Annotated in this window: 27 protein-coding genes and 1 pseudogene; 9 read left to right on the forward strand and 19 right to left on the reverse strand. The window is 72.6% G+C overall.

Translation table 11 applies throughout. The annotated features are described in order from the left end of the window. Positions 1-10: 10 nt before the first annotated feature. The 3 genes from AB0J76_RS01440 to AB0J76_RS01450 are packed head-to-tail and all read right to left on the reverse strand — an operon-like array spanning position 11 to position 4,845. Entirely contained in the window at positions 11-3,217 is a 3,207-nt protein-coding gene (locus AB0J76_RS01440; RefSeq protein WP_352320980.1) for a BTAD domain-containing putative transcriptional regulator, read from the reverse strand. Positions 3,218-3,250: 33 nt separating this feature from the next. After that, entirely contained in the window at positions 3,251-3,781 is a 531-nt protein-coding gene (locus AB0J76_RS01445) for an NlpC/P60 family protein (RefSeq protein WP_352320978.1), read from the reverse strand. Positions 3,782-3,834: 53 nt separating this feature from the next. Continuing rightward, complete coding sequence (locus AB0J76_RS01450) at positions 3,835-4,845, reverse strand: lysozyme (RefSeq protein WP_352320976.1); 1,011 nt, start codon at positions 4,843-4,845, stop codon at positions 3,835-3,837. A 251-nt stretch (positions 4,846-5,096) separates the two neighbouring features. Here AB0J76_RS01450 and AB0J76_RS01455 point away from each other — a divergent pair, with 251 nt between their 5' ends. From AB0J76_RS01455 to AB0J76_RS01465, 3 genes are read left to right on the forward strand one after another with little or no spacing between them, the layout of a single operon-like run. Next, positions 5,097-6,038 (forward strand): ATP-binding cassette domain-containing protein, encoded by a 942-nt coding sequence (locus tag AB0J76_RS01455; protein ID WP_352320974.1) that lies wholly within the window; start codon positions 5,097-5,099, stop codon positions 6,036-6,038. Next, positions 6,019-6,762, forward strand: coding sequence for an ABC transporter permease (locus AB0J76_RS01460; RefSeq protein ID WP_352320972.1), 744 nt, complete (start codon positions 6,019-6,021; stop codon positions 6,760-6,762). The genes AB0J76_RS01455 and AB0J76_RS01460 overlap by 20 nt, the downstream gene beginning before the upstream one ends. Positions 6,763-6,771: 9 nt before the next feature. Continuing rightward, a complete protein-coding gene (locus AB0J76_RS01465; protein ID WP_352320970.1) occupies positions 6,772-7,278 on the forward strand; it encodes an NUDIX hydrolase in 507 nt (168 codons plus the stop codon). Here the strand turns inward: AB0J76_RS01465 and AB0J76_RS01470 are convergent. The 3 genes from AB0J76_RS01470 to AB0J76_RS01480 form a co-directional block, all read right to left on the reverse strand. Next, a complete protein-coding gene (locus AB0J76_RS01470; RefSeq protein WP_352320968.1) occupies positions 7,275-7,940 on the reverse strand; it encodes a flavin reductase family protein in 666 nt (221 codons plus the stop codon). The genes AB0J76_RS01465 and AB0J76_RS01470 overlap by 4 nt on opposite strands. Before the next feature lie 67 nt (positions 7,941-8,007). Beyond that, positions 8,008-8,385, reverse strand: coding sequence for a DUF2255 family protein (locus AB0J76_RS01475; protein ID WP_352320966.1), 378 nt, complete (start codon positions 8,383-8,385; stop codon positions 8,008-8,010). A 70-nt stretch (positions 8,386-8,455) separates the two neighbouring features. Further along, complete coding sequence (locus AB0J76_RS01480; protein WP_352320964.1) at positions 8,456-9,331, reverse strand: LuxR C-terminal-related transcriptional regulator; 876 nt, start codon at positions 9,329-9,331, stop codon at positions 8,456-8,458. 86 nt (positions 9,332-9,417) lie between these two features. Between AB0J76_RS01480 and AB0J76_RS01485 the strand changes: the two genes are divergently transcribed. Continuing rightward, complete coding sequence (locus tag AB0J76_RS01485) at positions 9,418-11,034, forward strand: AMP-binding protein (RefSeq protein ID WP_352320962.1); 1,617 nt, start codon at positions 9,418-9,420, stop codon at positions 11,032-11,034. 166 nt (positions 11,035-11,200) lie between these two features. Further along, positions 11,201-13,696: a cytochrome c oxidase assembly protein gene (locus AB0J76_RS01490; RefSeq protein WP_352320960.1), complete on the forward strand. Its 2,496-nt coding sequence runs from the start codon at positions 11,201-11,203 to the stop codon at positions 13,694-13,696. Here the strand turns inward: AB0J76_RS01490 and AB0J76_RS01495 are convergent. Next, complete coding sequence (locus AB0J76_RS01495; protein ID WP_352320958.1) at positions 13,680-14,657, reverse strand: YafY family protein; 978 nt, start codon at positions 14,655-14,657, stop codon at positions 13,680-13,682. The genes AB0J76_RS01490 and AB0J76_RS01495 overlap by 17 nt on opposite strands. A 59-nt stretch (positions 14,658-14,716) precedes the next feature. On the opposite strand from AB0J76_RS01495, the gene AB0J76_RS01500 reads away from it, so the two are divergent. Further along, positions 14,717-15,286 (forward strand): DinB family protein, encoded by a 570-nt coding sequence (locus AB0J76_RS01500; RefSeq protein ID WP_352320957.1) that lies wholly within the window; start codon positions 14,717-14,719, stop codon positions 15,284-15,286. Positions 15,287-15,302: 16 nt separating this feature from the next. Here the strand turns inward: AB0J76_RS01500 and AB0J76_RS01505 are convergent, their stop codons facing one another. Both AB0J76_RS01505 and AB0J76_RS01510 read right to left on the reverse strand, forming a co-directional pair. Continuing rightward, on the reverse strand, positions 15,303-15,566 hold the full coding sequence (locus AB0J76_RS01505) for a hypothetical protein (RefSeq protein ID WP_352320955.1): 264 nt from the start codon (positions 15,564-15,566) through the stop codon (positions 15,303-15,305). Between the two features lie 24 nt (positions 15,567-15,590). Next, positions 15,591-15,971: a hypothetical protein gene (locus AB0J76_RS01510; RefSeq protein ID WP_352320953.1), complete on the reverse strand. Its 381-nt coding sequence runs from the start codon at positions 15,969-15,971 to the stop codon at positions 15,591-15,593. A gap of 100 nt (positions 15,972-16,071) precedes the next feature. On the opposite strand from AB0J76_RS01510, the gene AB0J76_RS01515 reads away from it, so the two are divergent. The 3 genes from AB0J76_RS01515 to AB0J76_RS01525 all read left to right on the forward strand — a co-directional run bounded on the left by AB0J76_RS01515 (position 16,072) and on the right by AB0J76_RS01525 (position 20,708). Next, the gene (locus tag AB0J76_RS01515) at positions 16,072-17,469 is read left to right on the forward strand and encodes a glutamate decarboxylase (protein WP_352320951.1); all 1,398 of its coding nucleotides are present in this window, start codon (positions 16,072-16,074) and stop codon (positions 17,467-17,469) included. A gap of 177 nt (positions 17,470-17,646) precedes the next feature. After that, positions 17,647-18,381, forward strand: a complete 735-nt coding sequence (locus AB0J76_RS01520; RefSeq protein WP_352320949.1) for an ABC transporter ATP-binding protein — start codon at positions 17,647-17,649, stop codon at positions 18,379-18,381. Next, positions 18,378-20,708 (forward strand): FtsX-like permease family protein, encoded by a 2,331-nt coding sequence (locus tag AB0J76_RS01525; protein WP_352321044.1) that lies wholly within the window; start codon positions 18,378-18,380, stop codon positions 20,706-20,708. Before AB0J76_RS01520 ends, AB0J76_RS01525 begins: the two co-directional genes overlap by 4 nt. A 126-nt stretch (positions 20,709-20,834) precedes the next feature. On the opposite strand, the gene AB0J76_RS01530 is transcribed toward AB0J76_RS01525, so the two are convergent. From AB0J76_RS01530 to AB0J76_RS01575, 10 genes and pseudogenes are all read right to left on the reverse strand, one after another. Next, on the reverse strand, positions 20,835-21,146 hold the full coding sequence (locus AB0J76_RS01530) for a gas vesicle protein K (RefSeq protein WP_352320947.1): 312 nt from the start codon (positions 21,144-21,146) through the stop codon (positions 20,835-20,837). After that, positions 21,130-21,369 (reverse strand): gas vesicle protein, encoded by a 240-nt coding sequence (locus tag AB0J76_RS01535; protein WP_352320945.1) that lies wholly within the window; start codon positions 21,367-21,369, stop codon positions 21,130-21,132. The genes AB0J76_RS01530 and AB0J76_RS01535 overlap by 17 nt, the downstream gene beginning before the upstream one ends. Continuing rightward, entirely contained in the window at positions 21,356-22,138 is a 783-nt protein-coding gene (locus tag AB0J76_RS01540; RefSeq protein ID WP_352320943.1) for a GvpL/GvpF family gas vesicle protein, read from the reverse strand. The genes AB0J76_RS01535 and AB0J76_RS01540 overlap by 14 nt, the downstream gene beginning before the upstream one ends. Beyond that, positions 22,128-22,505, reverse strand: a complete 378-nt coding sequence (gene gvpJ / locus AB0J76_RS01545) for a gas vesicle protein GvpJ (protein WP_352321042.1) — start codon at positions 22,503-22,505, stop codon at positions 22,128-22,130. The genes AB0J76_RS01540 and gvpJ (AB0J76_RS01545) overlap by 11 nt, the downstream gene beginning before the upstream one ends. A 26-nt stretch (positions 22,506-22,531) precedes the next feature. Next, positions 22,532-22,798 carry a gas vesicle protein GvpO gene (gene gvpO / locus AB0J76_RS01550; RefSeq protein WP_352320941.1) on the reverse strand — a complete coding sequence of 89 codons (267 nt, stop codon included), beginning with the start codon at positions 22,796-22,798 and terminating at the stop codon, positions 22,532-22,534. 140 nt (positions 22,799-22,938) lie between these two features. Further along, entirely contained in the window at positions 22,939-23,127 is a 189-nt protein-coding gene (locus AB0J76_RS01555) for a gas vesicle protein GvpG (RefSeq protein ID WP_352320939.1), read from the reverse strand. Positions 23,128-23,207: 80 nt separating this feature from the next. Next, complete coding sequence (locus AB0J76_RS01560; RefSeq protein ID WP_352320937.1) at positions 23,208-24,011, reverse strand: GvpL/GvpF family gas vesicle protein; 804 nt, start codon at positions 24,009-24,011, stop codon at positions 23,208-23,210. 214 nt (positions 24,012-24,225) lie between these two features. Next, positions 24,226-24,432 (reverse strand): annotated as a pseudogene (gvpJ, locus tag AB0J76_RS01565) (gas vesicle protein GvpJ); the annotation flags it as partial. A gap of 56 nt (positions 24,433-24,488) precedes the next feature. After that, on the reverse strand, positions 24,489-26,033 hold the full coding sequence (locus AB0J76_RS01570) for an SRPBCC family protein (protein WP_352321040.1): 1,545 nt from the start codon (positions 26,031-26,033) through the stop codon (positions 24,489-24,491). Positions 26,034-26,038: 5 nt separating this feature from the next. Further along, on the reverse strand, positions 26,039-26,584 hold the full coding sequence (locus tag AB0J76_RS01575; protein ID WP_352320935.1) for a hypothetical protein: 546 nt from the start codon (positions 26,582-26,584) through the stop codon (positions 26,039-26,041). Between the last annotated feature and the right edge of the window lie 69 nt (positions 26,585-26,653).

Here is a 26,653-nt window from a genome sequence, read left to right on the forward strand (position 1 = left end):
AGGGACCCGCTCAGCGGCGCGCCCGGCGGCGGGCCGCCCGCGCCCAGTGCGGCGAGCCGACGCGCTCGGCGACCTGCAGAGCCTGCGCGTAGTGGCCGTCGGACGGCAGCCCGAGCAGCTCGGCCAGGTCGCCGAGCACCAGGGCGACCGGCCCGAGCGTGACCGACCCGCTGCTCATCCCGGCCAGCTCGTCCGCCCACGGCAGCAGGACGCGGTAGGAGCGTGCGGCCACCTCGCGGTCCTCCAGGGCGACGGCGGTCTGGCCGCGCAGCGCCTGCCACATCAGCCAGTAGTAGTTGCGCGGCAACCACGACTCGGGCCGCCACACCCGCCGGGCCGCGTCGAGCTCGCCCGCGGCCGCCAGCGCCCCGGCGTAGATCTCGTGCACGGTGTTGCTGTTCACGCGTTCCCGGATGGCGGCCAGCTCGTCCAGGGAGTCGCGGACGTTCCCGCGGGCCATCCGGACGGCGAACCTGCCCAGAGCGCCCATGGCCCGCGCGTTGACGCCGCCGCGCTCGGCCATCTGCTCGGTGAGCCCGGTGTAGACGGCCTCCGCCTCGTCGAACTCGCCCTCGACCAGCTTCCGCAGCGCGCCGAACAGCGCCAGGATGGCCAGCGACATGCCGAGCTGGCCGCTGGTGGACACCGCCACGCCGCTGTCGGCGTGCCGCCTGGCCGCCTCCAGGTCGGTGCGTCCGAGCGCGGCCATGAGCAGCGCGCAGTGGCCCAGCGTGAGGTAGCCGACGAGCCGGTGGGTGCGGCCCAGCTCCAGCAGCTCGGCGCCGACGGCCTCCAGCTCGTCCCGCCGTTCCGGGCTGAGCACGGCGAAGTAGCGCGCGTTGAGCGCCAGGCAGAGCAGGTCGGGACGGCCGAGGCGGCGGGCCAGGGCCAGGGCCTCGGCGCCGGCGGCGTCCACGCGGTCGTCGTCGTGCCCCTCCATCTCGAACACGAGCGCGGCCAGCAGGCGGCAGCGCGTCTCGTCGTCGGGACCGGCGGCCAGCTCGCGCTCCACGGCCTCCATGAAGTCCCTGTTGTAGAGGGAGTCCACCTGGATCGTCCAGACCACGGGGGCCTCGTAGGAGGTCAGCGCGCGGGCGAGCGCGCCGTGCGGGGCGGCCAGCTCGACGGCCTGCGCCCTGGCGGCCAGCGCGCCCAGCACGTCGCCCGCGTGGCCCAGCGCCGACACCAGTCCGCACAACAGGTCGAGCCGGGTCGCGTCGTCGGCGGCGAACTCCAGCGCGGCGCGCCACAGCGCCGCCGCCTCGCGGTGCGCGTGCAGGCCGGACGCCTGGACGGCCGCCGCCCTGGCGTACCGCACGGCGTCCGGCGCGGCGGCCTCCAGCGCGTGGTGCGCCAGGGCCGCCACGTCGTTCGGCCGCAGCCGCTCCAGCACCGACACCACGCGCCCGTGCAGCCGGGTCCGGCGGATCCGCGCGGTGTCCTCGTACAGCGCCTGCCTGACCAGGACGTGGGTGAACCTGACGCGGCCGGGCCCCGGCTCGGTCAGCAGGCCGGTCATGACGCCGGCCTCCAGGCCGTCGAAGACGGTGTCCTCGTCGCCGTCGTGCAGCGCGATCAGCACGTCCACGTCGGCGTCCCTGCCGACGACGGCGGCGTTGCGCAGCACGGTCTGGGCGGTCGCGGGCAGACGGGTGATGCGGCGGCGGATCAGGTCGCGCACGCCGGGCGGCAGCGCCTCGGCGGCCTGCGGCCCCTCGGAGGCCAGCAGGCGGGCGATCTCGCAGACGAACAGCGGGTTGCCGAGCGTGCGCTCCAGGACCGTGCGGACGGTGGCGGGGTCGAGGCCGGCGCGCTGGGAGTGGCGTTCGAGCAGCGTGGCGACGGCGGCCTCGTCGAGCCCCGCCAGCTCGACGTGCCTGCTGCCGGTGGCGAGCGCGGCCAGGGTGGCGGACAGGTCCTCGGTGGTCTCGGCCGGGCGGTAGGTGGCGACGACCAGGATCCGGGCGGCGTGGTCCAGGTGCCGCAGCAGGTGCAGGGTCTCGCCGTCGGCCCGGTGGACGTCTTCGAGCACCACAAGCAGCGGCGCGCAGCCCGCCAGGTAGCCGGCCACCGCCCTGGCGAGCTGGAATTGGTTCTGGATGGCGACGCCGTCGTTCAGGAGGGGGGCCAGGCGGGCCGCGTCGGCGGCGGCGGGCGGCCGTACGGCGGCGAGCTGCCGGACGATCTCGCTCCACGCCCAGGCGGGCGGCGCGTCACCGTCGATCTCCGGGCAGCGTCCGAACGCGACCCGCCACCCGCGCTCGGCCAGCTCGGCCGCGAACGCCTCGGCCAGCGCGCTCTTGCCCGCGCCCGGCTCGCCGCCCAGCCAGACCGTGCGCCTGAGCGGCCGCACGGCCTCCTCCCGCAGCGCGGCCAGCTCGCGGGCCCGGCCCACGATCGAGGGCTCCTGCGCGGCCACGGGCCGTTCCTGGACGTGTTCGACGACCTCGGGCGCGTGCAGGGACTCGGATTGGCGGAGGATGTCCTGTTCGAGCGCGCGCAGGGCCGGGCCGGGATCGACGCCGAGCTCCTCGGCCAGGTTCTCGCGGGCCTGGCGCAGCACGGCCAGCGCCTCGGCCTGGCTGCCGGACCGGTAGAGGGCCAGGGCCAGCAGGCGGACGGCGTTCTCGCGCAGGGGATGGGCGTCGGCGTGCCCGCGCAGCTCCGGCACGGCCTCGGCGTGGCGGCCCATCAGCAGCGCGGCCTCGGCGCGGTACTCGACGGCGACGAGCCTGAGCTCGGCCATCCTGGCCGCCTCGGGCGCGGCCCACTCCTCGGTGAACTCGGCGTAGGCGGCCCCCGTCCACAGGCCGAGCGCCTGGTCGAGCAGGTCGTGGGCGACGGTGCCCGCGCCCCGCTTGAGCGCCGCGCCGGCCGCGTCGATGAGGCCGGGCAGCCGCCAGGCGTCCACGGCCTCGTCGGGCAGGCAGAGCCGGTAGCCGGGCGGGGCGCTGACGATCACTCCGGCGGGGGCGCGCGGCGGCCGGTCGGGTTCGAGGACGCGGCGCAGGTTCGAGACGTAGACCTGGAGCGCGGCCAGTGCCTTGGGCGGCGGCTGTCCCTGCCACAGGTCCTCGATGAACCGGTCGGTCGAGACGACCTGGCCGTCGGCGGCGACCAGACGGGCGAGCACGGCGCGCTGCCTGGCGGAGCCGAGGTCGAGCCGGCGGCCGTCCAGGGTGGCGTGGAGCGGTCCAAGGAGGTGTAACTGGAGCATGGCACCCTTTTTCCGTACCGGTAGCGCCCGCTTTCAGTACCGGTAGAAGCCTGCGAAGTCCGATCTTCGCCCGATATCGTCAATGCGCACCGAAGCCCCCGTCTCGGGCGCGTTCATCATCTTCCCACGACCCAGATAGATGCCCACATGATGCGTCTTGATCTTATTTTTCGTGATTTTTCCGAAGAAGACTAAATCGCCCGGCAGGCCCCGCTCAACGGGCCGCATCCTGCGTACGTGGTCGTCGGTGTTGCCGGGGCCGAGCACGTCCCTTCCGTTGGCCAGGGCGTACACCCAGCGGGCCAGGCCGGAGCAGTCGAGGCCGCGGGTGCGCGCGGCCGGGCAGGGCTTGATCCGGCCGCTGTAGCCCAGGCAGGTGCCCTTCGTGGGGCCGGGCCGCTCGCCGTGGCCGCCGCCCCACGAGTACGTGATGTCGTACCGCTCGATCTCGTACGCGATGCGCACGATCCTGGACGGCACGAACGTCGACAACGGCATGGACGCCGTGCCGGCCAGCAGGACGACCAGCGCGGTCACCGCCAGGCCCAGCCGCCGCCACGCCACCCGTTTCTCCCTTAAGCCGAGATCCCGGGTTTTATCCTACCTATCGCGATATTTCAGCTTTCGAGGTTAAGTGTGACCGTTCCTACCTTGACGACCATCCCGACCCGGCCCTTCGCCTTCGGGCTGGTGGTGAAGGTGAAGGCGGCCTTCTGGCCCCGCTCCAGCTTGCCGACCACGCAGCGCACCGCCGTGCCGCTGAACTTGCAACCGGGGGCCTTGACCACCTTCTGCCCGCCGTACGCGCGCCCGGAGACCACGATGTTCTCGACGGGGTGCGGGCCGGTGTTCGCGATCGTGACCCGGTAGAGCTTCCTGCCCTTGACCAGCCCGGAGACCGACACCCGGGCGGGCGGGTTGGCCAGCGACCGCAGCTGGGACTCCGAGCCGTTGAAGGAGTTCTGGCCGCCGGCCAGCGAGCCCTTCTCCGCCGACTGCCAGAACGTGTGCCGCTTCCAGCTCTTCGGCAGCTCGCCGGGGTCGCTCCCCCAGCGGGCCAGCCAGAGCGGGTTGGCCTTGAACGCGCCGGAGTTGCCCGTGCAGGTCTGCCACCAGCTCGTGGTGGTGTAGATGATCGCGTCCCGGCCGGTCTGCTGCCGGTACTTCTTGGTGAAGTCCTTGATCCAGGTGACCATGTCCTCGGCGGACAGGTCGTAACAGTTGTTCTTGCCGTTCTTGTCCTTGTACGGATTGTCCTCGATATCGAGCACACCGGGCAGCGTTTGACCGTCGCTGGTCCAGTTTCCGCCGTTCTGAAGGAAATAGTCGGCCTGCGCTGTCCCGTCGGATTCATGCGGTTGCGCAAAGTGATAGGCGCCGCGCACGAGCCCGGCCGTCGCGGCCCCGCCGAACTGCGCGTCGAACCGTGGGTTGCGGTAGTTCGTGCCCTCGGTGGCCTGCACGAACGCGAACCTGCCGCCGCCGGAGGCCACGCTCGCCCAGTCCACGTCGCCCGTCCAGTTGCTGACGTCGACACCGGGAACGCCGTCGGCCGCCTCGGCGACCCCCGTCATGCCGACAGCGGCAATTACCGCAATTAACCACAAGCGTTTCACGCCCGAGATCATCGCGGAGCCACCACTCACGCCGCAAGCACGGAAATATCACGCCTCTTCGCAGAAAAGCGCGAAACCCCATGTCGAGGCCCAGAAATCCGCCTTGCGCGACCGCCTCTCCGGACGTCGTTTCCGCAGGTCAGAGCCTTATATGAACGTCACATTCGCGTTTGCCAAATCGATACCACCCGGCTCAGACTGAATTGATCCCCGAAAGGGCCCCTGACCAGGGGCTTCTTCGCCATGCCCAGGAGGCACCACCCATGATCCACACCCGGGGCCTCACCCGAGTGTTCACCATGAAGAAGGAGACCGTCGAAGCCGTCCGCGGCATCGACCTCGACGTCGAACCCGGCCGGCTCGTCGCCTTCCTCGGCCCCAACGGCGCCGGCAAGTCCACCACCCTCCGTCTGCTCACGACCCTGCTCCCGCCCACCTCCGGCACCGCCGTCGTCGCCGGCCACGACGTGACCCGCGACCCGGCCGGCGTGCGCTCCCGCATCGGCTACGTCGGCCAGAAGAACAGCGCGGGCGAGAGCTTCCGCGTCCGGGACGAGCTCGTCACGCAGGGCCGCTGCTACGGCCTGACCGTCTCCGAGGCCGTCGCGCGGGCCGGCGAGCTGATGCGCCTGCTCGACCTGGAAGACCTGGCGGCCCGCAGGCCGGGCACGCTCTCCGGCGGCCAGCGCCGCCGCCTGGACATCGCGCTCGGCCTCATCCACCGCCCCGACCTGCTCTTCCTCGACGAGCCCTCGACCGGCCTCGACCCGAAGAGCCGCGCCGACATCTGGCGGCACATCCTGCGCCTGCGCGAGGCGTACGGCACCACGATCTTCCTCACCACCCATTACCTGGAGGAGGCCGACAACATGGCCGAACGGGTGATGATCATCGACAACGGCTCGATCATCGCCGACGGCACGGCCGAGCAGCTCAAGAACGACCTGGCCGGCGACACCGTCACGGTCACCACCGACACCGCCCAGGACGCCGCCAGGGCCGCCGAGCTGACCGGCGGCAGCGCCGAGGGCGTCACCGTGCGCGTGCGGGTGGCGAACGCGCCCGCCGCGCTCCCCGGCTGCCTGCGGGCGCTCGACGCCGCCGGGATCAAGGTGACCGCCGCCGAGACCGCGCGCCCGACCCTTGACGACGTGTTCCTCACCCTCACCGGGAGAAGCCTCACCGATGACGACCTTCCTGCGTGACACCGCCACCGTCTTCACCCGCGAGTTCCGGCCGGTCCTGCGCGAGCCGGTCGCGCTGCTGTTCGAGATGGGCCAGCCGCTGCTGTTCCTGTTCCTGTTCGGCGCGCTGCTGGACGGCGCGGTCGGCTCGTCGTGGCAGTGGTTCGTGCCGGGCATCCTGGTCATGATGTGCCTGACCGGGCCGATGTCGGCCGGTTACACGCTGCTGGTCGAGCTGATCGGCGGCTCGCTGGAACGCATGCTGGTCACGCCGCTGAACCGGACGGCGATGCTGGTGGGCCGGGCGATGAAGGCGATGGTCGTGCTGCTGGCCCAGGCCGTGCTGATCATCGTGCTGGCCGTCCCGCTGGGGTTCGAGCTGTATCCGGCGGGCGTCCTGGCGGGGCTGGCGCAGCTCACCGTGTTCGGGGTGGGACTGGGGGCGTTCTCGTTCGTCCTGGCCATCCGGTCGGCGCCCGGCGGGACGCTGTTCTACGTCGTCAGCCAGTCGATCCTGTTCCCGCTGCTGCTGCTGTCGGGCGTGCTGCTGCCCCTGGACACCGCGCCCGGGTGGCTGCGCGCCGTCGGCGCGGCGAACCCGGTCACGTACATCGTCGAAGGCCAGCGCGCGCTGTTCTCCGGCGACCTCGGCGCCCCCTCCGTCCTGTACGGCACCGCGTCGGCCTGCCTGGTCGCCGCGATCGGCCTGTACCTGGGCAACCGGGCCATGCGCAAGGGCGTGTGAAATGGCGGCATGACCCGTGTGATGGCCTCCGGCACCGTGCCCTGGATCCCCGTCGAGCACCGCCTGGACGTGATCCTCTCCCCGGACCTCCCGCCCGCCGACGGCACGACCTCGGCGTTCGCGTTCGTCACCGACAGCCTCGGCAGGACCCTGCTCACCTGCGTCGACCGGCCCGGACGCGGCTGGGACGTGCCGGGCGGCCACCTGGAGGCCGGTGAGAGCGCCGCCGAGGCCGCGGTCCGGGAGCTCCAGGAGGAGACCGGCCTGCTCCTGGAGCCGCCCGCCCTGTCGGTGTTCGCGTGGCAGCGCATCGAGTTGCTGCGCCCGGCGCCCGCCGGTTACCGCTACGCGCCGCTGACGTACATGGTGATGTTCCGGGCGCGGCTGGCGGCGCCCGGCGCCGCGACGGCGCCGCCGGCCGGGTCGGAGAGCACCGGCGCGGAGTGGCTGCCCCGGGAGCGGATCATGGAGCTGTGCGCCCACCGCACCTGGCTGCCGCTGCTGGAGCGGCTCTAGAGGGTGCGCGCGCGTTCGAGGTCGGCGCTGCGGTAGTGCCGCTCCGGGATGCTCGCCAGCGTGGACGGGTGCACCTGCGGGCCCAGGCCGTACAGCTTCTGGAAGCTCATGATGAGCGGACGCCAGGCGTCGGGGTCGATGTGGTCGTCGGTGCCCTTCATCCGGATGTCCTCGTGCACCCAGACCCGCTGCACCCGCACCTCGAACGCGAGCACCCCGCCGTCGCCGACCGGGTGCGTCTCCTCCACCACGACCTCCATCGCGACCGGGCACTCGGCCACCCGGGGCGCGGCCACCGTCTCCGACGCGACGGCGGTCAGCCCGGCCCGCTGGAACTTGTCCGGCACGAACCGGTAGCCGCGCTGGTGCTTCCGCTCGGGTACCGGGTCGCTCCCGGTGGTCAGGGCCAGCCGGTCCACCTGCGGGGCGAGGGCGTCGGAAGGCAGGTTGAGCACGCCTTCGCCGGTCCGCACCAGGTTCTGGCACGTCTTCGACCTGGCCCCGAGCCCCAGCATGCCGCGCCAGCCCAGCCAGAAGGCCGACGACATGGGGGCGAGGTTGGGGCTGCCGTCCTCGTTCACGGTGGAGATCAGGACGACGGGGGTGCCGAAGTAGAGGATGTTGGGTTCAATGCGGACGTGCTGATCCACGACAGTGTTCATGCGTCCCACTGTCGCCGCCGGTGAGGGCCGGGCGCTGGCGGCCTTCGGACCTCTCGTTGCCCGCCGGTCAGGAGCGCGGCACGAGCCTGATCGTGGCGGCCCGCGCCTGCGCGCTGACCACCGAGTCCACGATGCTCTCCGGGTAGTGGCGGTACTTGGCCCGGTACGCGGCGTCGATCCGGTCGTTCAGCTCCTGGTCGGCGTCGGCGAACGTGACGCCCTTGTCGACGCCCCCGGCCTGGATCCGGCCGCGTCCGCGTTCCTGGGCGCCGCGGAACCAGGTGCCGTCCCGCCCGTTCACGGCCCGGACGTACAGGTCGTCGCCGAGGCGCACGACCCAGATCGTCACCGGGCGGCGCAGTTCGCCGTCGCCGCGCAGGGACGCGATCTGCAGCTCCTCGGCGTCGGCGATCCGGTCGAGTTCGTCGTTCGTCCAAGCAGTCATGGTGGGGGCCTACCCGGAACCGGTCGGCGCCGCCGGTGGCCATCGTCCGTAGTTGGTAAATCCGCCGGTGTCAGGGCAGGTAGCCGGCGCGTCTGGCCGAGACCACGCTCTCCATGCGGGTGTGGGTGCCGAGCTTGCGCATCGCGCTGCGCAGGTAGCTCTTGACCGTCTCCGGCTTCAGGTCGAGCCGCCGGCCGACCTCGGCGTTGCCGCAGCCGACCGCGACCAGGGAGAGCACGTCAAGCTCCCGCGGCGAGAGCGGGTTGGCCGGGACGGGCCCGCCGTTCGGCGAGGTCAGCCGGTCGCAGACGCCCTGCAGCCGCTCGCGCAGGACCGGGTCGGCGACCTCCTGGGCGATCGAGCGCAGCTCGGCGTGCGCCTCGCGCAGTTGTTCCCATTCGGGGCCGGTGGGCCGTTCGCGGGCGGCGCCAGTGATCGCGGCCGTCTCCAGCGCGGCCACCCGCCGTTCCACCTCCGCGCGGACGGCCAGCTCGACGCCGAGCCGGGCGGCGATCTGGTGCATGCCGTCGAGGACGCGGGTGCCGAGCGGCAGCGGCTCGCGGACGCCGCCGTAGAGCAGCCCGTAGACCGTCTCGCCCACCACGACGGGGACGGCCGCGATCGCCCGCAGGCCCTCGGCCGCCACCGGCCTGTCGTATTCGTGGCTGATGCGGGAGTCGGTGACGTAGTCCTCGACGCTGCCCGGCCGGGCGGTGACCAGCACCCGGCCGCCCAGGCCGCTGCCGGTGTGGATGGCGAGCCCGCGCAGCACGTCCGTGCGGACCCCCGTCAGCTCGGTGAGCCGCACGGCGCCGCCCGGGGCCGAGACCGCGCCGCCGAACAGGACGGGCAGCCCGACGACGTGCCGCATCCGGGTGAGGGCGGCCCGCAGGAGCACGGCGGCCTGCGGGGCCAGGGCACTCGACGGAAGATGTGTCACCGCCATGTCCCCAGCATGGCACGCGGCCGGCGTCCCGCGGCTACCCCTGAACGGGGGTAGCGTGCCTGACCGCCCTGGCGGATGCTTCGGGCATGGGTGACTCACTGCTCTCCTACGCGTCCGGCGTCTCCGCGCTCCCCCTGCTGGGCGAGACGATCGGGGAGAACCTGGAACGCGCCGCGGCCCGGTACGCCGGCCGCGAGGCGCTGGTCGAGATGGCGAGCGGGCGGCGCTGGACGTACGCCGAGTTCGACGCCGCGGTGAACGAGGTGGCGCTCGGGCTGCTGGCCAGGGGCATCGCCAAGGGCGACCGGGTCGGCATCTGGGCCCCCAACTGCGCCGAATGGGTGCTGACGCAGTACGCCACCGCCAAGATCGGCGCGATCCTGGTCAACATCAACCCGGCCTACCGCGCCCACGAGCTGGACTACGTGGTCCGCCAGTCGGGCATGCGGCTGCTGGTCAGCGCCGTCGAGCACAAGACGAGCGACTACCGCGCGATGCTCGCCGAGATCGGCTTCACGCAGGTGGTGTTCATCGGCGAGCCCGGCTGGGACGAACTGGTCGAGAGCGGCCGCCGCGCCGACCCCGCCGCGCTGCGCGCACGGGCGGCCACGCTGTCCTTCGACGACCCGATCAACATCCAGTACACCTCGGGCACGACCGGCTTCCCCAAGGGCGCGACGCTGTCGCACCACAACATCCTCAACAACGGCTACTTCGTCGGCGAGGGCGTCGGCTACACCGAGGACGACCGGGTCTGCCTGCCGGTGCCGCTCTACCACTGCTTCGGCATGGTCATGGGCAACCTGGGCGCGACCTCGCACGGCGCCTGCGTGGTGCTGCCGGCGCCCGGCTTCGACGCCGAGGCCACGCTGCGGGCCGTGGAGGCCGAGCGGTGCACCTCCCTGTACGGCGTGCCGACGATGTTCATCGCCGAGCTGGGCCATCCGCGCTTCGCCGACTTCGACCTGTCGTCGCTGCGCACCGGCATCATGGCGGGCTCGCCGTGCCCGGTCGAGGTGATGAAGCGGGTGATCGGCGAGATGCACATGAACGAGGTGGCGATCTGCTACGGCATGACCGAGACGTCCCCCGTGTCGACGATGACCCGCCGCGACGACGGGCTGGTCCGGCGCACCGAGACGGTCGGCCAGGTGATGCCGCACCTGGAGGTGAAGATCGTGCACCCGGAGACCGGGCTCGCGGTGCCCCGGGGCGAGCCGGGCGAGCTGTGCACCCGCGGCTACTCGGTGATGCTCGGCTACTGGAACGAGCCGGACAAGACGGCCGAGTCGATCGACGAGGCCCGCTGGATGCACACCGGCGACCTGGCCACCATGGACGCCGAGGGCTACGTCAACATCGTCGGCCGGATCAAGGACATGGTCATCCGCGGCGGCGAGAACGTCTATCCGCGCGAGGTCGAGGAGTACCTCTACACGCATCCCGACATCGCCGACGTCCAGGTGATCGGCGTGCCGGACGAGAAGTACGGCGAGGAGCTGATGGCCTGGATCGTCATGCGCCCGGGCGCCGAGCCGCTGACCGCCGAGGCGATCAGGAACTTCTGCGCCGGCCGCCTGGCCCACTACAAGGTCCCCCGTTACGTGCACCTGGTGAACGGGTTCCCGATGACGGTCACGGGCAAGATCCGCAAGGTGGAGATGCGCGAGCAGGCCGTCACCCTTCTGGGGCTCCACCCCTGACCCGCTGAACCGCGGGCGGCGGGGGCGCGTATCTCCGCGTATGCGCTCGAAGCAGACCTCGCTCGCGCCTGGCCCGGCCTGGGACCCCGTGGGAGCATGTGGGGGTCGCGCCCGCCCCGGGCGGCGCGGCCTGGTTCCTGGCCTCCGACGACGTGGCGGGTCGGCTATGAGAGCTTCTGCCCGGACGTACGCCGTGTTCGCGGTCGGCGTGGGCGTCCTGGTGCTGGTCGCGGTGCTGCGCTTCGGCGGCGGCGCCGGCACGGTGGAGGTCTTCGGGCTGCCCACCGCCGGTCCGGTCACCGACTGGGGGCTGCCGCTGGCCCGCCTCGCCCTCGACCTGTGCGCGGTGGCGTGCGTGGGGACGTTGCTGGCGGCGTCCGTGCTGGCCCCGGCCGGCTCGCCGGAGTCGGCGCGGTGCCTGCGCGCGGCGGGCTGGTGGGCGCTGGGGTGGGCGGTCGCCGCCCTGGCCGGTTACGTGTTCACCCTGTCCAGCTTCATCCCGATGCCGGTGCAGAACCTGCTCGCCGAGCCCGGCATGCTCGACTTCGGCACCTCCCTCCCGCAGACGCAGGCGCTGCTGGTGGTGCTGGTCACGACGTTCGCGGTGGCGGTGGCCACGCTCGTGCGCCGGCTGCCCGCCTGGGCGCCGCTGGCCGTGGCGGCGTTCGGGCTGCTGCCGCCCGCCTACGTGGGCCATGCCGCCTCGGCGGCCGACCACGACCTCGCCGTGTCCGCGCTGATGGCCCACCTGCTGGGGGTGTCGGTGTGGGTGGGCGGCCTGGCCGCGGTGCTGCTGCACTTCCGGCGCTCGGCCGACCTGCGGGTCGTGCTGCCCCGGTTCAGCACGATCGCGCTGTGCTGCTTCGCCGCCGTGGCGCTCTCCGGCGCGGTCAGCGCCTGGGTGCGGCTCGACGCCCTGTCCGACCTGTGGCTGAGCCGGTACGGCCTGCTGCTGCTGGCCAAGGTCGCCGCCCTGGCGGTGCTGGCGTGGTTCGGCCGGCGGCACCGTCTGCGTACCGTGGCCGGGGTGGCCGACCGGGGGGTGCGGCGCACGTTCGTCCGGCTGGCCGCGGGCGAGGTGACCGTGATGGTGGCGGCGACCGGGCTGGCCGTCGGCCTGTCGCGCACCCCGCCGCCGCCCGGCGCCGGCGGTGGCGGGCACGACCATCCCGTCCTGGAGTACGCGCTCGCGCCCTTCTCGCCCGGCGCGCTCCTCAGCGAGGTGCGCCTGGACCCGCTCGTCCTGCTGCTGCTGGCGTTGCCCGCCGCCGGTTACCTGGCCGGTCTGCGCCGGGCGCCCGGCTGGCCGGTCCTGCGCACGCTGTCCTGGCACGCCGGGCTGGCCGTGGCCGCGGTCGCGCTGTTCGGCGGCGTGGGCGGGTACGCGCGGGCGATGTCGTCGGCGCAGGCCGTGCAGCACGTCGCGCTCGCCGTCGTCGCGCCGCTGCTCCTGTGCGCGGGCGCGCCGCTCACCCTGGCCGCGCGGGCCACCGGCCCCGGCTCCCGGTACGGCCCGCTCGCCGACCGCGTCCCCGGGCGGCGTCTCACCCGTCCCGCGCTGGTGACGGCCGCCGTCCCGGTGCTGCTCCTGCTGCTGTACGGCACGCCGTGGCTGCCCTGGTCGCTCGCCGGGTACGCGCCCCACCTGGTCACCATGGCCGTGTCCGCCGGGGCCGGCCTGCTGGTCGCCTGGGTGGTGCTCGACCTCGACCCGCTGCCCAGGCCGTTCCCGTGGGCCGCGCGGGTCCGGCTGCTGGCAGTGGCCGCCGTCGCGTACCTGGGGCTGGGGACGTACCTGCTGGTGGGCCCGGCCGTCGCGGCCGAGTGGTTCGCCCTGGCGGCCCCGCCTGGGGTGCCCGACCCGCTGGCCGACCAGCGCGCGGCCGGGGCGGTGTTCCTGCTGGCGCCGCTGGCCGCCTACGCGTTCCCGGCCGTACGCCTGGCCCTGCGGCGGCAGGCCGCCCGCGCGCGGCGCCCCCGGTCCGCCCTACACTCATCCCCTATGGACGATCTCCCGGTCTACGACGTTGTCCTGTTGCCGCCGCCCGACGTCAACGCCGAGGCCGTGCGCCTGAGCCGGCGTTGCGCGGAGGCCACCGCGACCGAGTTCGTCCTGCGCGAGGACGGCCTCTACCCGCACATCTCGCTCTACATGGCGAATTTCACCCCCGACCAGCTCGAAAAGGCCGTCGCGTTGCTGCGAGACCTCAGCAGCCGCACCTCCGCGACGCTCCTGGAAGGCGAGTCCTTCGCCGCCAACGAGCACGGCATGGTCGAGCTGTTCTTCCGGAAGACGGACGCGATCACCCGGCTCCAGGAGGACGTCGTCGCCGCGCTCAACCCGTTGCGCACGGGCCTGCGCCACCGCGACCCGGTCGGCCGCGTGCTGGCCGACCACCGGCTCACCGCGCCGCCCACCGCCCGCGCCAACCTCGACCTCTACGGCTACGACGAGATCGGCGACCTGTTCCGCCCGCACATCACCCTCACCCGGCTCCAGCAGCGGGACCACCCGCTCGACCTGGGCCTCCTCGCCGCTCCGTCCGCCTTCACCGCCACCTACCAGGCCCTCGCGCTGTGCGTGATGGGCGAGCACGGCACCTGCACCGAGATCGTCGAGACCTTCACCCTCGACACCGCCCCCGTCACCCCGACGGCCTGACCGTCCCGGCCGAGGCCAGCCTGCGGGCCAGCTCCCGGCAGCGGTCCACCAGCTCGGGCGGGTCGAGCACCTCGAAGTCGTGGCCCAGCGCGACCACGTGCATGAGCAGGTAGTCGAGGCTGCCCGCGCCGCTGACCAGCTCGCACCGGTCGCTCCCCCGCTCCCGTACGACGGCCGCCGACGCCGGGACCTGCGCGCGTACCGCGGCGGCCGGGGCGTGCAGGAGGAAGCGCGCCTGGTGCGGGTAGGCCCGGCTCGCCACGCCCTCCTGCACGTACGCCGCCGCGTCCGGCGCCGGCCGCGGCCGGAACCGGAAGGTGCGCGCCGCCACCCCGGCCATCCGGTCCACCCGGAAGCTGCGCCAGTCGTCCCGGTCGAGGTCGTAGGCGAGCAGGTACCAGCGCCGCTCGGCGGTCACCAGCCGGTACGGCTCCACCCGCCGCCGCCCCACCCGCCCCCCTGACGGGTAGTCGAAGCCGGCCTCGACCTCGTCCCGGCACGCCCTGGCCAGCGTCATCAGCACCTCGGGATCGACCGGCGCACGCCCCCCGCCGAACGACTCCACCGCCCCGGACAGCGCGCGCACCTCGTGCCGCAGCCGGGTGGGCAGCACCGTGTCGAGCTTGGCCAGCGCCCGGATCGCGGCGTCGCCGGCGCCCGCGACCGCGCTGTCCGCCCCGGCCAGCAGCGACACGGCAGTGGCGATGGCCTCCTCGTCGTCGAGCAGCAGCGGCGGCAGGTCCTGGCCGGGTCCGAGCCGGTAGCCGCCGCCGATGCCCTGGCCGGCGTGCACCTGGTAGCCGAGCGCGCGCAGCCGTTCCACGTCACGGCGGACCGTGCGCGACGTGACGCCGAGCCGTCCGGCCAGCTCGGGGCCGGTCCAGACCTGCCGCTGCTGCAACAGGCCGAGCAGGGTCAGCACCCGCTCGGTCGTGCCCCGCTCCGCGCCCGCCTCGTCCATGCCGCCACCCTGCCAGAAAGCGGACCGATCCTGTCCGCCCGGCGGGTGATCGTGTCTCCATGGACGCACACACACTCGACTGGAACCGCACGTTGCGCGGGCAGTGGGAGTTCCACTGGGACCACCAGCTCCGGGCCCGACTCGACGGCCTGACCGACGAGGAGTACTTCTGGTCACCGGTGCCGGACGCCTGGAGCGTACGGCCGCGCGGCACCTCCACGGCGCCCGTGCAGGCCGGCGCGGGCGGCCACACGATCGACTTCGCCTTCCCCCAGCCGGTGCCGCCGCCCTTCACCACGATCGCCTGGCGGCTCGGCCACGTCATCGTCGGCGTGCTGGCCGTCCGCAACGCCCTGCACTTCGGGGCGCCGCCGGCCTCGTACGAGACCTGGGAGTACGCCGGCGGCGCGGCCGCGGCGCTCGACCAGCTCGACACGCAGGCCGAGCGGTGGCTGGCGGGCGTGCGGGACCTCGGCGAGGCCGGCCTGCGAGCCCCCATGGGCGACGGGGAGCCCTTCCCTGAGGCCCCGATGGCCGACCTGGTCCTGCACGTCAACCGCGAGCTCATCCATCATCTGTCGGAGGTCTGCCTGCTGCGCGACCTCCACCTCCACGCCCACCGCCCCTGACCCCAGACGTCGTTTCCTACCCTCTCTGCCTCAGGGGGCGCCGAACCAGGTGGACAGCGCCTCGCGGCAGCGCGGGCGCGGCCGGTTCGTCCGGGCCGGCCGCCCAGGCGACGTGCGCGTCCGGACGGATCAGCAGCACGTCGGCCGGGCGCTGGTCGGTCTTGGCTGTGCGCACGTCGACCCGGTCCCGCAGGGCGTGCATCGGCGGGTCGGTCAGCCGGGTGAGATCCAGGCGCACCCCGTCATAAGCCCCGATCGGGCCGCCCAGACCATGCCGCACGCCGCCATGCCCTCGAAAGTCGCCCTAGCCGCTCACCCAAGGCACGACGACCACCTGATCGTCGTCTTCGTAGATGATCCTTCCGGGATCCGCCGATTCGAGGCGTACACACTCCACATCGTGCGCCGCGAGGATCGCCAGATACCCCGGCACCCGCTCGACGAGCCGACCGGCCGACGCCTTGAACCACGCCGCCGCCGCCGGGTTGACGTCACGCCGGTAGACGTCGGGATCCACGGTCGTCGGGTCGGTGAAGTTGGCCTCGTACCAGGCGTTGTTCTCGCGCCTGAAGGCCTCCTCCTCATCCGAGAGGAGACCCTGTTCGGCGAGGTTGTTGACCAGCCCGAACACGCCCGGGTACGTCCCGCGGCCGTTCGGGGTGGGGCTCTGGAACCGCACGAACACCGGCGCTCCTCGCTCTCGGTAAAACAGGCGTTGACTGACAGTAAAAGCTTGCCTACTGTGAGTGCTCGACATCACAGAACTCATCGAGAAGGTGAAGCTCATGCTCAGACGAGTCGAATCCGACCGGTGGCAGGAAGCGCTCGATGTCAACCCCCTCTACAACGGGCTGGTGCCCGAGGGCGGCGTGCCCCGCTTCAAGATGCCGGCCGGCCCGATGAACCCCACTGCGGCCCAGGCTCTCATCCGTGACGAGCTCCTTCTCGACGGCAACGCCCGGCTCAACCTTGCCACGTTCTGCACCACCTGGATGGAGCCGCAGGCCCGCGAGCTCATCGCCGAGACCCTCGACCGCAACATCGTCGACCACGACCAGTACCCCCAGACGGCCGACATCGAGGCGCGCTGCGTCAACATGCTCGACCACCTCTGGAACGATCCAAACGGCGTCAGCGTCGGCTGTTCCACGGGCGGCTCCAGCGAGGCGGCCATGCTCGGCGCGCTGGCGATGAAGTTCCAGTGGCGCGAGCGGCGCCGGGCGGCCGGGCTGCCCGTCGACCGGCCCAACCTCGTGATGGGCACCGCCGTCCACACCTGCTGGCCGAAGTTCTGCCAGTACTGGGACGTCGAGCCGCGCTGGATCCCGATCGAGGAGCCGGCCTACACGCTGTCGGCCTCCCGGCTCAGGGAGTTCTGCGACGAGAACACCATCGGCGTCGTCGGCGTGCTCGGCTCCACGCAGTGCGGCAAGTACGACCCGATCGAGCAGATGTCGGCCGAGCTCGACCGGCTGGAGGCCGAGCGCGGCCTGAAGATCCCGCTGCACGTCGACGCGGCCGTGGGCGGTTTCATCACCCCGTTCCTGGAGCCCGACCGGGTGTGGGACTTCCGGCTTCCCCGGGTGCAGTCGATCAACACCTCGGGGCACAAGTTCGGCCTGGTGTACCCGGGCGTCGGCTGGATCGTCTGGCAGGAGCCCGACGCGCTGCCCGAAGACCTGGTGCTCTCCTGCGACCTGCTCGGCGGCAACATCGACACCTTCACGCTCAACTTCTCCCGCTCCGGCGCGCCGGTCGTCGCCCAGTACTACAACTTCCTGCGGCTCGGCTTCGACGGCTACCGCGCCGTCCAGCAGACCTGCCGCGACGTGGCGACCTACCTCGGCGACGAGATCGCCAAGCTGCCCGAGCTCTCGCTCATCGCCGACGGCTCGGAACTGCCGGTGCTCGCCGTCCGGACCGCGCCGGGCTTCGACGGCTTCACCGTCTTCGACCTGGCCGAACGGCTGAAGATGCACGGCTGGCAGGCCCCGACGTACTACCTGCCGCCCAGTCTGGAGCACATCGCCGTCATCCGCTTCGTCATCCGCAACGGCTTCAGCCAGGACATCGCGGCCAAGCTGCTGGCGAACCTGCGTACCGAGGTCGAGTACCTGCGTGACAACCGGGTCCCGCGGCCGCGGACGTCCGCCGAGCAGCCGGGAGTGCCGACCGGCAGATGAGCCGGCGGTCCCGCTGAAGGGCGATCCCCAGGACGACCTGGGGGTCGCCCTTCTCGTTGGCAGCCGCCCATGCCGCGCAGGGGATATGTGGTCAGATGTCCGGATCATGAGGACGTCATGAGCGATCGGTGATCGCGTCTCTGGTCCGCGTACGCACAGGCCAGCAGGCTTGTAGCCATGACGGACGTGGTGCGGTTGGACGCCGTGAGCAAGGTGTACGGCAAGGGCCAGGGCGCGGTGGCGGCCCTGCGTGAGGTGTCGGTGGGCATCCCGCAAGGGTCGTTCACCGCGGTGATGGGCCCCTCGGGGTCGGGCAAGAGCACGTTCCTGCACTGCGCGGCCGGGCTGGACGTGCCGTCGTCCGGCTCGGTGCGGCTCGGCGGCACGGAACTGTCGGGCATGGACGAGACCGGCCTGACCGAGCTGCGCAGGCAGCGGATCGGGTTCGTGTTCCAGGCGTTCAACCTGATCCCGGCGCTGGACGTCGTCGAGAACATCACACTCCCCCTCCGCCTGGCCAAGGCCCGCGTGGACCGCGACTGGCTGGCGGAGATCCTGCGCCGGGTCGGCCTGGAGGGCCGGACCGGGCACCGGCCGGCGCAGCTCTCGGGCGGCCAGCAGCAGCGGGTGGCCATCGCCAGGGCGCTGGTCACCAGGCCGGAGGTGGTGTTCGGCGACGAGCCGACGGGCGCCCTGGACACGATGACCGCCCGCGACGTGCTGCGGCTGCTGCGCGAGGTGGTGGACGGCCTGGGCCAGACGGTGGTGATGGTGACGCACGACCCGGTGGCCGCCTCGTACGCCGACACCGTGCTGTTCCTGGCCGACGGCCGGATCGTGGACGCGATGACCGCGCCGACCGCCGACAAGGTGGCCGAGCGCATGACCAGGCTGGGAGCGTGGACACGATGATCACCTTGGCGTCGAGGATGTTGCGGCACAGGAAGGCCGCGTTCGCCGGCGCGTTCCTCGCGCTGCTGTGCGCCGCCGCCCTGGTGTGCGCGTGCCTGATGTTGCTGGAGACCGGCCTGCGCGGCGGCGTCGCCCCCGAGCGGTACGCCGGCGCCCCCGCGATCGTGGCCGCCGACCAGTACGTGCGCCAGACCGTCGACAAGGGCGACGGCGAGACGAAGACCAAGGCCAAGCCCCTGACGGAACGCGCCTGGCTGCCCGAGTCCGTCGTGGCGGCGATCCGGGCCGGCAAGGTGGTCCCCGAGGTGACGTTCCCCTTCGGCGGCTTCACCGGCCACGGCTGGGAGTCGGCCGCGCTCACCCCGTTCACCATCGCCAAGGGACGCGAGCCGAGATCGGCGGGCGAGGTCGTCGTCGACGCGCGCGCCGGCCTGGACGTGGGCGCCGAGCTGCGCGGACACCGCGTGGTGGGCGTCACCGCGCAGGCGCTGCCGAGCCAGGACACCGTGTTCTTCAGCACCGCCGAGGCCCGCCGCCTGGCCGGTCACCCGGGCAGGGTGAGCGCGGTCGGCGTGTTCCCCGGCCTGGACCGGGCCCCCGAGGGCGCGGTGGTCTACACGGGGGACGAGCGCGGCAGGCTGGAGTTCCTGGACGCCGAGCAGGCCCGCGTCAAGCTGATCAGCATGGGCGGCGCGCTGGCCGGCACGTCGCTGCTGGTCGCGATCCTGGTCGTGGTGGGCACGTTCGCGCTGTCCATCCAGCAGCGGCAGCGCGAGCTGGCCCTGCTGCGCGCCGTGGCGGCCACCCCCCGGCAGGTGCGCAAGCTGGTGGGCGGCGAGGCGCTGCTGGTCGCCGGGGTGGCCGGGGTGCTGGGCGCGGCGGCGGGCATCGGCGTCGGGTTCTGGCTGCGCGCCCAGTTCGTCGCGCTCGGGACGGTCCCCGCGAACCTCGGCCTGGTGGTCAGCCCGTTCCCGCCGCTGGCCGCGCTGCTGGCCACGGTCGGCGCCGCCTGGGTGGCGGCCCGCGTGTCGGCCCGCCGGCTGACCAGGATCCGGCCGGTGGAGGCGCTGGGCGAGGCGGTCCTGGACAGCGGCAGGGTGGCCCGGTGGCGGCTGGTGGCCGGGCCGGTCGCCCTGGCCGGTGCGGTGACGCTGACGGTGGTCCTGTCGAACCTGCGTACCGAGGCGGCGGCCACGCCCGTGACGATGCTGACCGCGCTGGTCTGGACGATCGCGCTGACGCTGCTCGGCCCGGTGGTCGCGCGGGTGGCCGCGGCGGTGTTGTCGGTCCCGCTGCGGGCCTCGCGGGTGGGCGGCTTCCTGGCCGCGCGCAACCTGCGCGCCAACTCGGGGTCGCTGGCCTCGGTGTTGTCGCCGCTGACCCTGATGATCGCGATGACCTGCACGATCCTCTTCGTCCAGACCACGATGGGCCACGCCGCGCAGGAGCAGGCCGACGCGGGCACCCGCGCCGAGTACGTCGTGACCGGCGTCTCCGCCGCCGAGGCGGCCAGGGTTCCCGGCGTCGAGGCCGTCAGCCGGGTGCTGCGCACGACCGTCCGTTCCGGGCTGGACAAGTACGGCGCGCAGGCGGTCACCTACGACGACCGCACGATGGACCTGGGCATCGTCGCCGGCTCGATGAAGGACGCCGGCTCGATGAAGGACGTGGCCGTCAGCTCGACCGCCGCCGAGCGGCTGGGCGTCGGCGTGGGCGACCCGCTGAAGCTGACGCTGGGCGACGGCACCCCCGCGACCGTGACGGTCAGCGCGGTGTACACCCGCGGGCTCGGCTTCGGCGACCTGACCTTGCCGTACGACCTGGTGGCCGGCCACGTGGACGACCCCGCGGCGTCCCTGCTGGTCAAGGCGCCCGGGTTGACCGTGGACGCGCTGGCCGGGGCGCTGCCCGGGGCGTCGGTGCTGGACCGGGCGCGGGCCGCCGAGGTGAGCGCGTCGAACCCGCAGGCCACGTTCGTGGCGCTGGGCCTGATCATCGCCTTCACCGCGATCGCCGTGGTCAACACGCTGGCCATGGCCACCTCGGCCCGCTCGGGTGAGATGCGCGCGCTGCGCCTGGCCGGCACGACGCGCCGGCAGGTGCTGCTCATGCTGCGGCTGGAGACGCTGGGCGCGGTGGCCACCGCCGTCGTGCTCGGCACCGGGGCGGCGCTGGTGACGCTGGCCGCGTTCGGGGCGGGCATGACCGGGTCGGCGGTGCCGTACGTGCCGGTGGGGACGTACGCGGCGGTGGTCGGGGCGGCGGCCGTGCTGGCTCTGGCGGCCACCGCCCTGCCCGCCCGGCTCACGATGCGCTCGGCCGCATGAACGAACGGCCCGCGTGAACGAACGGCCCGCGTGAACGAACGGGCCGCGTGAACTGACGGACCGCGTGAATGAACGGGCCGCGTGAACTGACGGGCCGCGTGAACTGACGGGCCGCGTAGCGAGGGGTCAGTCCGCCGGGAGCAGGGTGCCGAGGGGGCCGAGGTCGAGGTTGAGATCGGCGGGCGTCAGCCCGAACCGGTCGCACAACTCGGCCATGGCCTCCTCCAGCCGCATGAGGGTCAGCCCCACCGCCTCCAGCTGCTCCCCGGTCAGGTCGCCGTTGTCCATCCGCCGGACGCACTGGCGCTCCACCAGCTGGCGGATCAGCTCGACCAGCGTCAGCACGAGGCGGCTCAGGTCGTGCTGCACCGAGTCGGCGTCCGTCTCCAGCCGCCACTCGCCGGGCCTGGCCGCCCGCCGGTCAGTCGGGATCGTCATGTCGCATCCCTCCCTCGACCGCGTCGCCCTCGCGCACGCTGACCAGCAGGGCCCTCAGGGAGATCCGTACCAGGTCGATGCCGGAGATCGACAGCACGAGGTCGCCGGTCACCACCGCCCCGCCCGCCAGCAGGCGGTCCAGCAGGTCGACGAGCGCCACCCGCTGCTCGGGCAGGCGGCCCTGGGCGGCGAGCCGGCCTCCTCTCGGCTCAGGAGGCGTCACCGCGGGCCGCCTCACCGTCCTGGTCGAGGGCGGCGAAGGAGTAGGGCGCCCACGGGCCGACGAGTTCCACGGCGACTTCTCGCCCGGCGACGTCCTCGACCGCCTGCGCGAACTCGGCGGCGCGTTCGTCGTCCACCAGGTAGGCACCGTTGAGGACCATCTGCTCCCGCCGTCCGGACAGCTGCGGGTCCTGGGCCCGGTGGCATCTGCCGACGACGGCGATGTCCATCAGCGCCTCGTGCACGGCACGGGCGTGCTCGGCGGCCCGGCGCCAGTCGGCCTCCCGGCTGCGCAGGGCGGCCCGGCGGCGGTTCAGGTAGGCCGCCCCCGGGCTCGCGCCCTGCTGGTCGGTCACGGGCTCCTCCCGTCCGGGAACGGCGTACGCCTTGACGCCCCACTCCCGCCGACCGGCCACCCGCGCCAGCACCGCGTCGAACTGTTCGTGCCGCTCGTCGAGAAGCTCCCGAACCTGCGCCTCTCCCGTGTAGACGGTGACCAGCCGCACCGGCGCCGTGGGCCTGAGGGCGGCGACGGCCTCCACCACCCGGTGGTGGCTGCGCGCGGTCTCCTCCAGCCAGGCGAGGTCCTCCATCGAGCGGCGCAGCGCCTCCTCGCCGAACTCCGCCAGCGAGACCGTGCTGAAGAACGCGGCCAGCCCCCGGTGCGCCAGTTGGCGCACGGGCGCCCCCGCCACCCCCGCCACATCGCCTGGTCCCTCGCCCTCGTCGCGGGTGACCGCGTAGAGGTAGACGCCCTGGTCAGTGGCCACGCTCGACCACCTCAGGCACGTGGCCGGGCGCATGCCCGGTCGTGGCGCCGCCTTCCACCACCCGGGCGGACACCATCTCCTCAAGGGCCGCGAGACGGCGGCGCAGCTTGCGGTTCTCCTTCGCCAGCTCCTGGGTGTCGCCGGTGAGCCACGGGTCGTGCTCCCACCAGTCGATGCCCATCTCGCGGGCCGTGTCGACCGAGGCGATGAGCAGACGCAGTTTGATCGTCAGCAGCTCGATGTCGAGCAGGTTCACCTGGATGTCGCCGGCGATCACCACACCCCGGTCGAGCACCCGTTCCAGGATGTCGCCGAGGTTGGCCGACTCGCGGCCGCCGGAGGCCGGCTGGTACGACGCCCCGGGCACGTACGGGCTCGGCCGTACGTTCGCGCTCACCGCGAGCCCTCGGCGAGGTCGCCACTGCCCCGCTTGTAACGGCGCACCCGCCGGTAGGACAGCAGGCCGCCCGCCATGTCGAGCTCGAGCTCGTACAGGGCCAGGGTGTCACCGGAGGACGGGATCCGGCGGTCCTCCACCAGCTCCACGCCGACCAGCCAGCCGTCCTCGGCCGGCTCGACCCGCGTGACGCTCTCGGCCTCCTTGCCGGTCAGCTCGGTCATCATCCGCAACCCGACCCCGGCCACCTCGGCGGCCGGCATGTCCGCCGGACGCGCAGGAGGCGGCCCCTCGCCGCCGGTTTCCGCACGCCTTGTCCCCGGCACGCGATTCTGTTCGGTCTCCTGCCTGGCAGGCACCACATCACCCCCGTACTCCCCTGGTGCGGCCCCCCGCTAGCGCCTCACCAGCCGACCATCCCCCGCAAGATCTCCTCCACCGCCCGGTCCTCCTCCTCCGCGGAGATCCGGCCGTCGGCCCTGGCCTGCTCCACCTCCTCCAGGCGGCGCCGGACCACGGCCGGGTCGTGCAGCTCGCGCTCGACCTGGTCGCGCATGAGCTCGCCGAGCTTGACGACCGCGTAGAGCGGCATGAGTGGCCAGCCAAAAAGCAACGTCCCCAGTCCCAAGGGTGTTCACTCCTCCCAGGAGCCCGCGTCCGTGGCCGGCGCGGTCAGCTCGTGCCGACGAAGTCGTACGGCGCCATCGGCCCGAGCAGCCGCAGCTCGACCCGTCCCGACCAGCGGCGGGCCAGCTCGTCCACCGCCTGTTCGAACTCCTCCCGGCGGTCGTGCGCCACCAGCGCGGCGACGTGCGCGGCGTCGCGTTCGTGGGAGGGCTCGCGCACGGCCAGCTGTTCGCACAGGTCGGAGAGCTCGTCCACCACCGTCGCGGTGTCGGCCTCGCGCTTGTCCGCGATGGTGCCCTCGATGATCTCGCCGAGCCGCATGCGCTCGTTGCGCGTCGCGTCCTCCGAGCGGCCGGCGATCTGCTGCCGGAGGCTCGCGGCCTCGCCGTTCTCCCGCAGGATCTCGCTCAGGATCGCGCGCTCGTCGTACCGGCCGTTGACGACGTACTGCGTCCGGCCCTCCACCTCCTGAAGGGCGTCGGCGAACTGGTCGTGGTACGGCTTCAGCAGCTCCTCCACCACGGCCTCGGAGTCCGTCAGCACCGCCCCGAACCGGAACGGCAGCACCGGCACCTCCGCCGCGGTCTGGTCGAGCAGCCGCTGGTGCGTCTGGAGGTCGCGCGGGCGGCCGAGCGGGCGGTCCGGCTCGACGTCGCTCACCAGAGCGGCGATCTGGCCGAACGACACCAGCCGCACCTCCCCGCCGGGGTCCCCCACCCCCTCGGTCCCGGGTTCCACCTCGACGTCCATCGGTACGATCCCGTAGACGTAGGACGCGTAGCCGTTCATGCTCGCCTGCGACGTGTCCTCGGACCCGGCGGCCTCCGCGGCCTCTCTGCGTGGCGACATCTCAGCCATCCTCTCTACGACGTGCCCGGCGCGGCTCTTCCTCGCGGTCCACGACCTCCCCCGTGAGCTCCTGCAACTCGTCGGGCTCGTCGGAGGCGGCCTCCAGTTCCCCGGCGTCAGGCTGGCTCGCCTGGCCGACGGCCCTGGCCGCCGTCACGCCCTCGACGACCTCCGGCAGGCCCTTCTCGGTGGCCGACAGGTCGAGGCGGTTGGCCGCCTCCGCGAAGCGCAGGTACGTGTCCACGCTGGCCACGACGATCCTGGTGTCGATCGTCAGCACCTCGATGCCGACGAGCGAGACCCGGACGAAGGCGTCGATGACGAGGCCCTTGTCGAGGATGGTGTCGATGACGTCCGCCAGACTTGTCCCCGCGGTGCCGCTGCTGGCCGGTGTACCGCGACCGGCAGGCTGAACGGTCATGTCGTTCCCCCTGGTTCTGGGTGGCCGGGCCCTCGGCGACAGGCCCTGACGAGTGGCTACTCGGCTCGGATCCGGCGCCGGCGTACCGGGCGGTCCTGCTCGGCGGACCGGCGGGTGGGCGCTCCGGCGCTACGCCGTGCCACGGGCGGAGCCGCGGGACGCTCCTCGGGCTCCTCTTCCTCCTCTTCCCCCTCTTCTCCTTCTTCTTCCTCTTCGGGCTCCTCGAACTCTCCCTCTTCCTCCTCGAACTCCCCTTCTTCTTCCTCGGGCTCCTCCTCTTCTTCCTCGGGCTCCTCCTCTTCTTCCTCGGGCTCCTCCTCTTCTTCCTCGGGCTCCTCCTCTTCTTCCTCGGGCTCCTCCTCTTCGTACTCGTCCTCGGGCTCCTCGGCTTCCGCCCGCTCGCCCTCCTCGGGCTCTTCGCCCTCTTCGCGCTCTTCGGGCTCTTCCGCTTCTGCCCGCTCGCCCTCCTCGGGCTGCTGCTCCTCGGCTTCCTGCTGCTCCCGCTCCTCCTGGACGGCGGTCTCGTGATCCTTGACGACTTGGCTGTCCCGGATCTCGCCGCGCCAGCCCTCCAGCTCGTCGGGCTTCAGCAGCAGGTGCGCCATCACGTGCCGTCTGAAGTGCTTGAGCTCCAGGCGTACGCGTCGGCCCTGGGCGCGCCACAGGTTGCCGGTGCGCTCGAACAGGCCCTGCGGGTGGTACTCCAGCACGACCAGGACCCGGGTCAGGTCGGGCGAGACCTCGTGGAAGGTCACCGCTCCGTCGACATACCCCTTCGCTCCCTCCGACCGCCAGATGATCCGCTGGTCGGGGATCTGCTCGATGATGTGTGCCTTCCAGGTCCGGTGCGACCAGAAGACCTGGGCCTTCCAGGACAGCTCCTCGTCGGACTCCTGGTTGATGGTCTCGACCTTCTTCATGAACGTCGGGAAGTCCTGGAACTGGGTCCACTGGTCGTACACCAGGCGCCGGGGCGCGCCGACGTCGATCGACTCGACGATGTTGGTGATCTTCGCGTGGCCGGCTTTCCCGCCGCCACGGCCGGTGATCTTCTGCCAGAGGCCCTTGATGCCTCCCTTGAGGCCCCCCTTGATGCCTCCCTTCAGACCTCCCGTGAGGCCGCCCTTCAGCGCTCCGCTCATGAAGCCGGGCTTGTCCGAGCCCGTGACCGCGCTGATCAAGCCCTTTCCGCCGTGTTCCACGTAATCGGAGAGCCGGCCGGTCAGTCCTTCGAGCTTGTCTCCCGCGGAGGACAGCACTCGCGTGCCCGCCGCCTGCAGGAGCCCCTGCGCGGACTTCACCAGCCGGTCCATCGGCAGGCCGTCGGCGAGTCCCTGGCCGGCCTCACCGGCCTTCCCCGCGACGTCCCCTACCTTCCCGGTCACGTCCCCTGCCTTGCCGGTGACGTCCCCGGCCTTTCCGGTGACGTCGCCTGCCTTTCCCGTGACGTCGCCTGCCTTTCCCGTGACGTCCCCTGCCTTTCCCGTGACGTCCTCGACCGTGCCCGTCGCGGCCTGGCCGGCTCGACGGGCCGTTCCGGCGGCCTTGCCCAGGGCTTCTCCGCCGCTTCCGGTCGCCGTCCTCCTCGCTGCATCAGCCATCGCACTCACCTCCGTGACTGGCCGACCCGCCGGACAGGACGTGTCCGCCGCTGCCCTCTGTGACCCTCATGACCCTCGGTCCCCCGTCCGGTCCGCTCCGGCGCCTCGGGTTCCGCTTCGTCGTCGTCCTCCTGGTAGCGATCGCCTTCGTCGTAGTCCTCCTCGTCGTAGTCGGTTTCCTCGTCCTCGGGCGCCTGGCGCTTCGTGGGTTGAGCCTCGGCTTCTTCTCCCTGCGCGGTCCCGGACTTCTCCCCACGCTCCTGGAGCTTGTGGGTCAGGGAGTCGATCTGCTTGGTGGCCGCGGAGATCACCGCCGCCTTGCCGACTTCCATGAGTTCGCCGCGAAGGCGGCCGGTCATCCGCTGAACCTCGGGATTGGAGCCGAGTGTCTTGACGCCCTGCGCCAGCAGGCCACCGGCGCCACCCTGGCCGCAGCTGGCGCGTCCCGCCAGTCCGGCCGCCGCCAGTGCCGCGGCCGTGCGCAACTTGTGGCGCCTGCCGAGGTAGTACCCGGCGAGTACGGCAAAGGCCATCTGCAATCTGCTCGACATGGTCAGCTCTCCTTCCGCTCGCTCACCATCTCGACCCGCATCGGTGCGCAGTCCAGTGCGCGATCCGGT

It is taken from the genome of Nonomuraea sp. NPDC049624, from assembly GCF_040675255.1.
Classification (GTDB): domain Bacteria; phylum Actinomycetota; class Actinomycetes; order Streptosporangiales; family Streptosporangiaceae; genus Nonomuraea.

Bases quoted from the DNA above. Each gene is read 5' to 3' on its own strand.
- AB0J76_RS01500 (WP_352320957.1), top strand. From the start codon at position 14,717: ATGGACGCACACACACTCGACTGGAACCGCACGTTGCGCGGGCAGTGG.
- AB0J76_RS01490 (WP_352320960.1), top strand. From the start codon at position 11,201: ATGAGAGCTTCTGCCCGGACGTACGCCGTGTTCGCGGTCGGCGTGGGC.
- AB0J76_RS01480 (WP_352320964.1), bottom strand. From the start codon at position 9,331: ATGGCGGTGACACATCTTCCGTCGAGTGCCCTGGCCCCGCAGGCCGCC.
- AB0J76_RS01570 (WP_352321040.1), bottom strand. From the start codon at position 26,033: ATGGCTGATGCAGCGAGGAGGACGGCGACCGGAAGCGGCGGAGAAGCC.
- AB0J76_RS01515 (WP_352320951.1), top strand. From the start codon at position 16,072: ATGCTCAGACGAGTCGAATCCGACCGGTGGCAGGAAGCGCTCGATGTC.
- gvpO (WP_352320941.1), bottom strand. From the start codon at position 22,798: ATGCCGGCCGCCGAGGTGGCCGGGGTCGGGTTGCGGATGATGACCGAG.
- AB0J76_RS01485 (WP_352320962.1), top strand. From the start codon at position 9,418: ATGGGTGACTCACTGCTCTCCTACGCGTCCGGCGTCTCCGCGCTCCCC.
- AB0J76_RS01495 (WP_352320958.1), bottom strand. From the start codon at position 14,657: ATGGACGAGGCGGGCGCGGAGCGGGGCACGACCGAGCGGGTGCTGACC.
- AB0J76_RS01460 (WP_352320972.1), top strand. From the start codon at position 6,019: ATGACGACCTTCCTGCGTGACACCGCCACCGTCTTCACCCGCGAGTTC.
- AB0J76_RS01520 (WP_352320949.1), top strand. From the start codon at position 17,647: ATGACGGACGTGGTGCGGTTGGACGCCGTGAGCAAGGTGTACGGCAAG.
- AB0J76_RS01525 (WP_352321044.1), top strand. From the start codon at position 18,378: ATGATCACCTTGGCGTCGAGGATGTTGCGGCACAGGAAGGCCGCGTTC.
- AB0J76_RS01450 (WP_352320976.1), bottom strand. From the start codon at position 4,845: ATGATCTCGGGCGTGAAACGCTTGTGGTTAATTGCGGTAATTGCCGCT.
- AB0J76_RS01575 (WP_352320935.1), bottom strand. From the start codon at position 26,584: ATGTCGAGCAGATTGCAGATGGCCTTTGCCGTACTCGCCGGGTACTAC.
- AB0J76_RS01455 (WP_352320974.1), top strand. From the start codon at position 5,097: ATGATCCACACCCGGGGCCTCACCCGAGTGTTCACCATGAAGAAGGAG.
- AB0J76_RS01470 (WP_352320968.1), bottom strand. From the start codon at position 7,940: ATGAACACTGTCGTGGATCAGCACGTCCGCATTGAACCCAACATCCTC.
- AB0J76_RS01465 (WP_352320970.1), top strand. From the start codon at position 6,772: ATGACCCGTGTGATGGCCTCCGGCACCGTGCCCTGGATCCCCGTCGAG.
- AB0J76_RS01475 (WP_352320966.1), bottom strand. From the start codon at position 8,385: ATGACTGCTTGGACGAACGACGAACTCGACCGGATCGCCGACGCCGAG.
- AB0J76_RS01560 (WP_352320937.1), bottom strand. From the start codon at position 24,011: ATGTCGCCACGCAGAGAGGCCGCGGAGGCCGCCGGGTCCGAGGACACG.
- AB0J76_RS01530 (WP_352320947.1), bottom strand. From the start codon at position 21,146: ATGACGATCCCGACTGACCGGCGGGCGGCCAGGCCCGGCGAGTGGCGG.
- AB0J76_RS01440 (WP_352320980.1), bottom strand. From the start codon at position 3,217: ATGCTCCAGTTACACCTCCTTGGACCGCTCCACGCCACCCTGGACGGC.
- AB0J76_RS01555 (WP_352320939.1), bottom strand. From the start codon at position 23,127: ATGCCGCTCTACGCGGTCGTCAAGCTCGGCGAGCTCATGCGCGACCAG.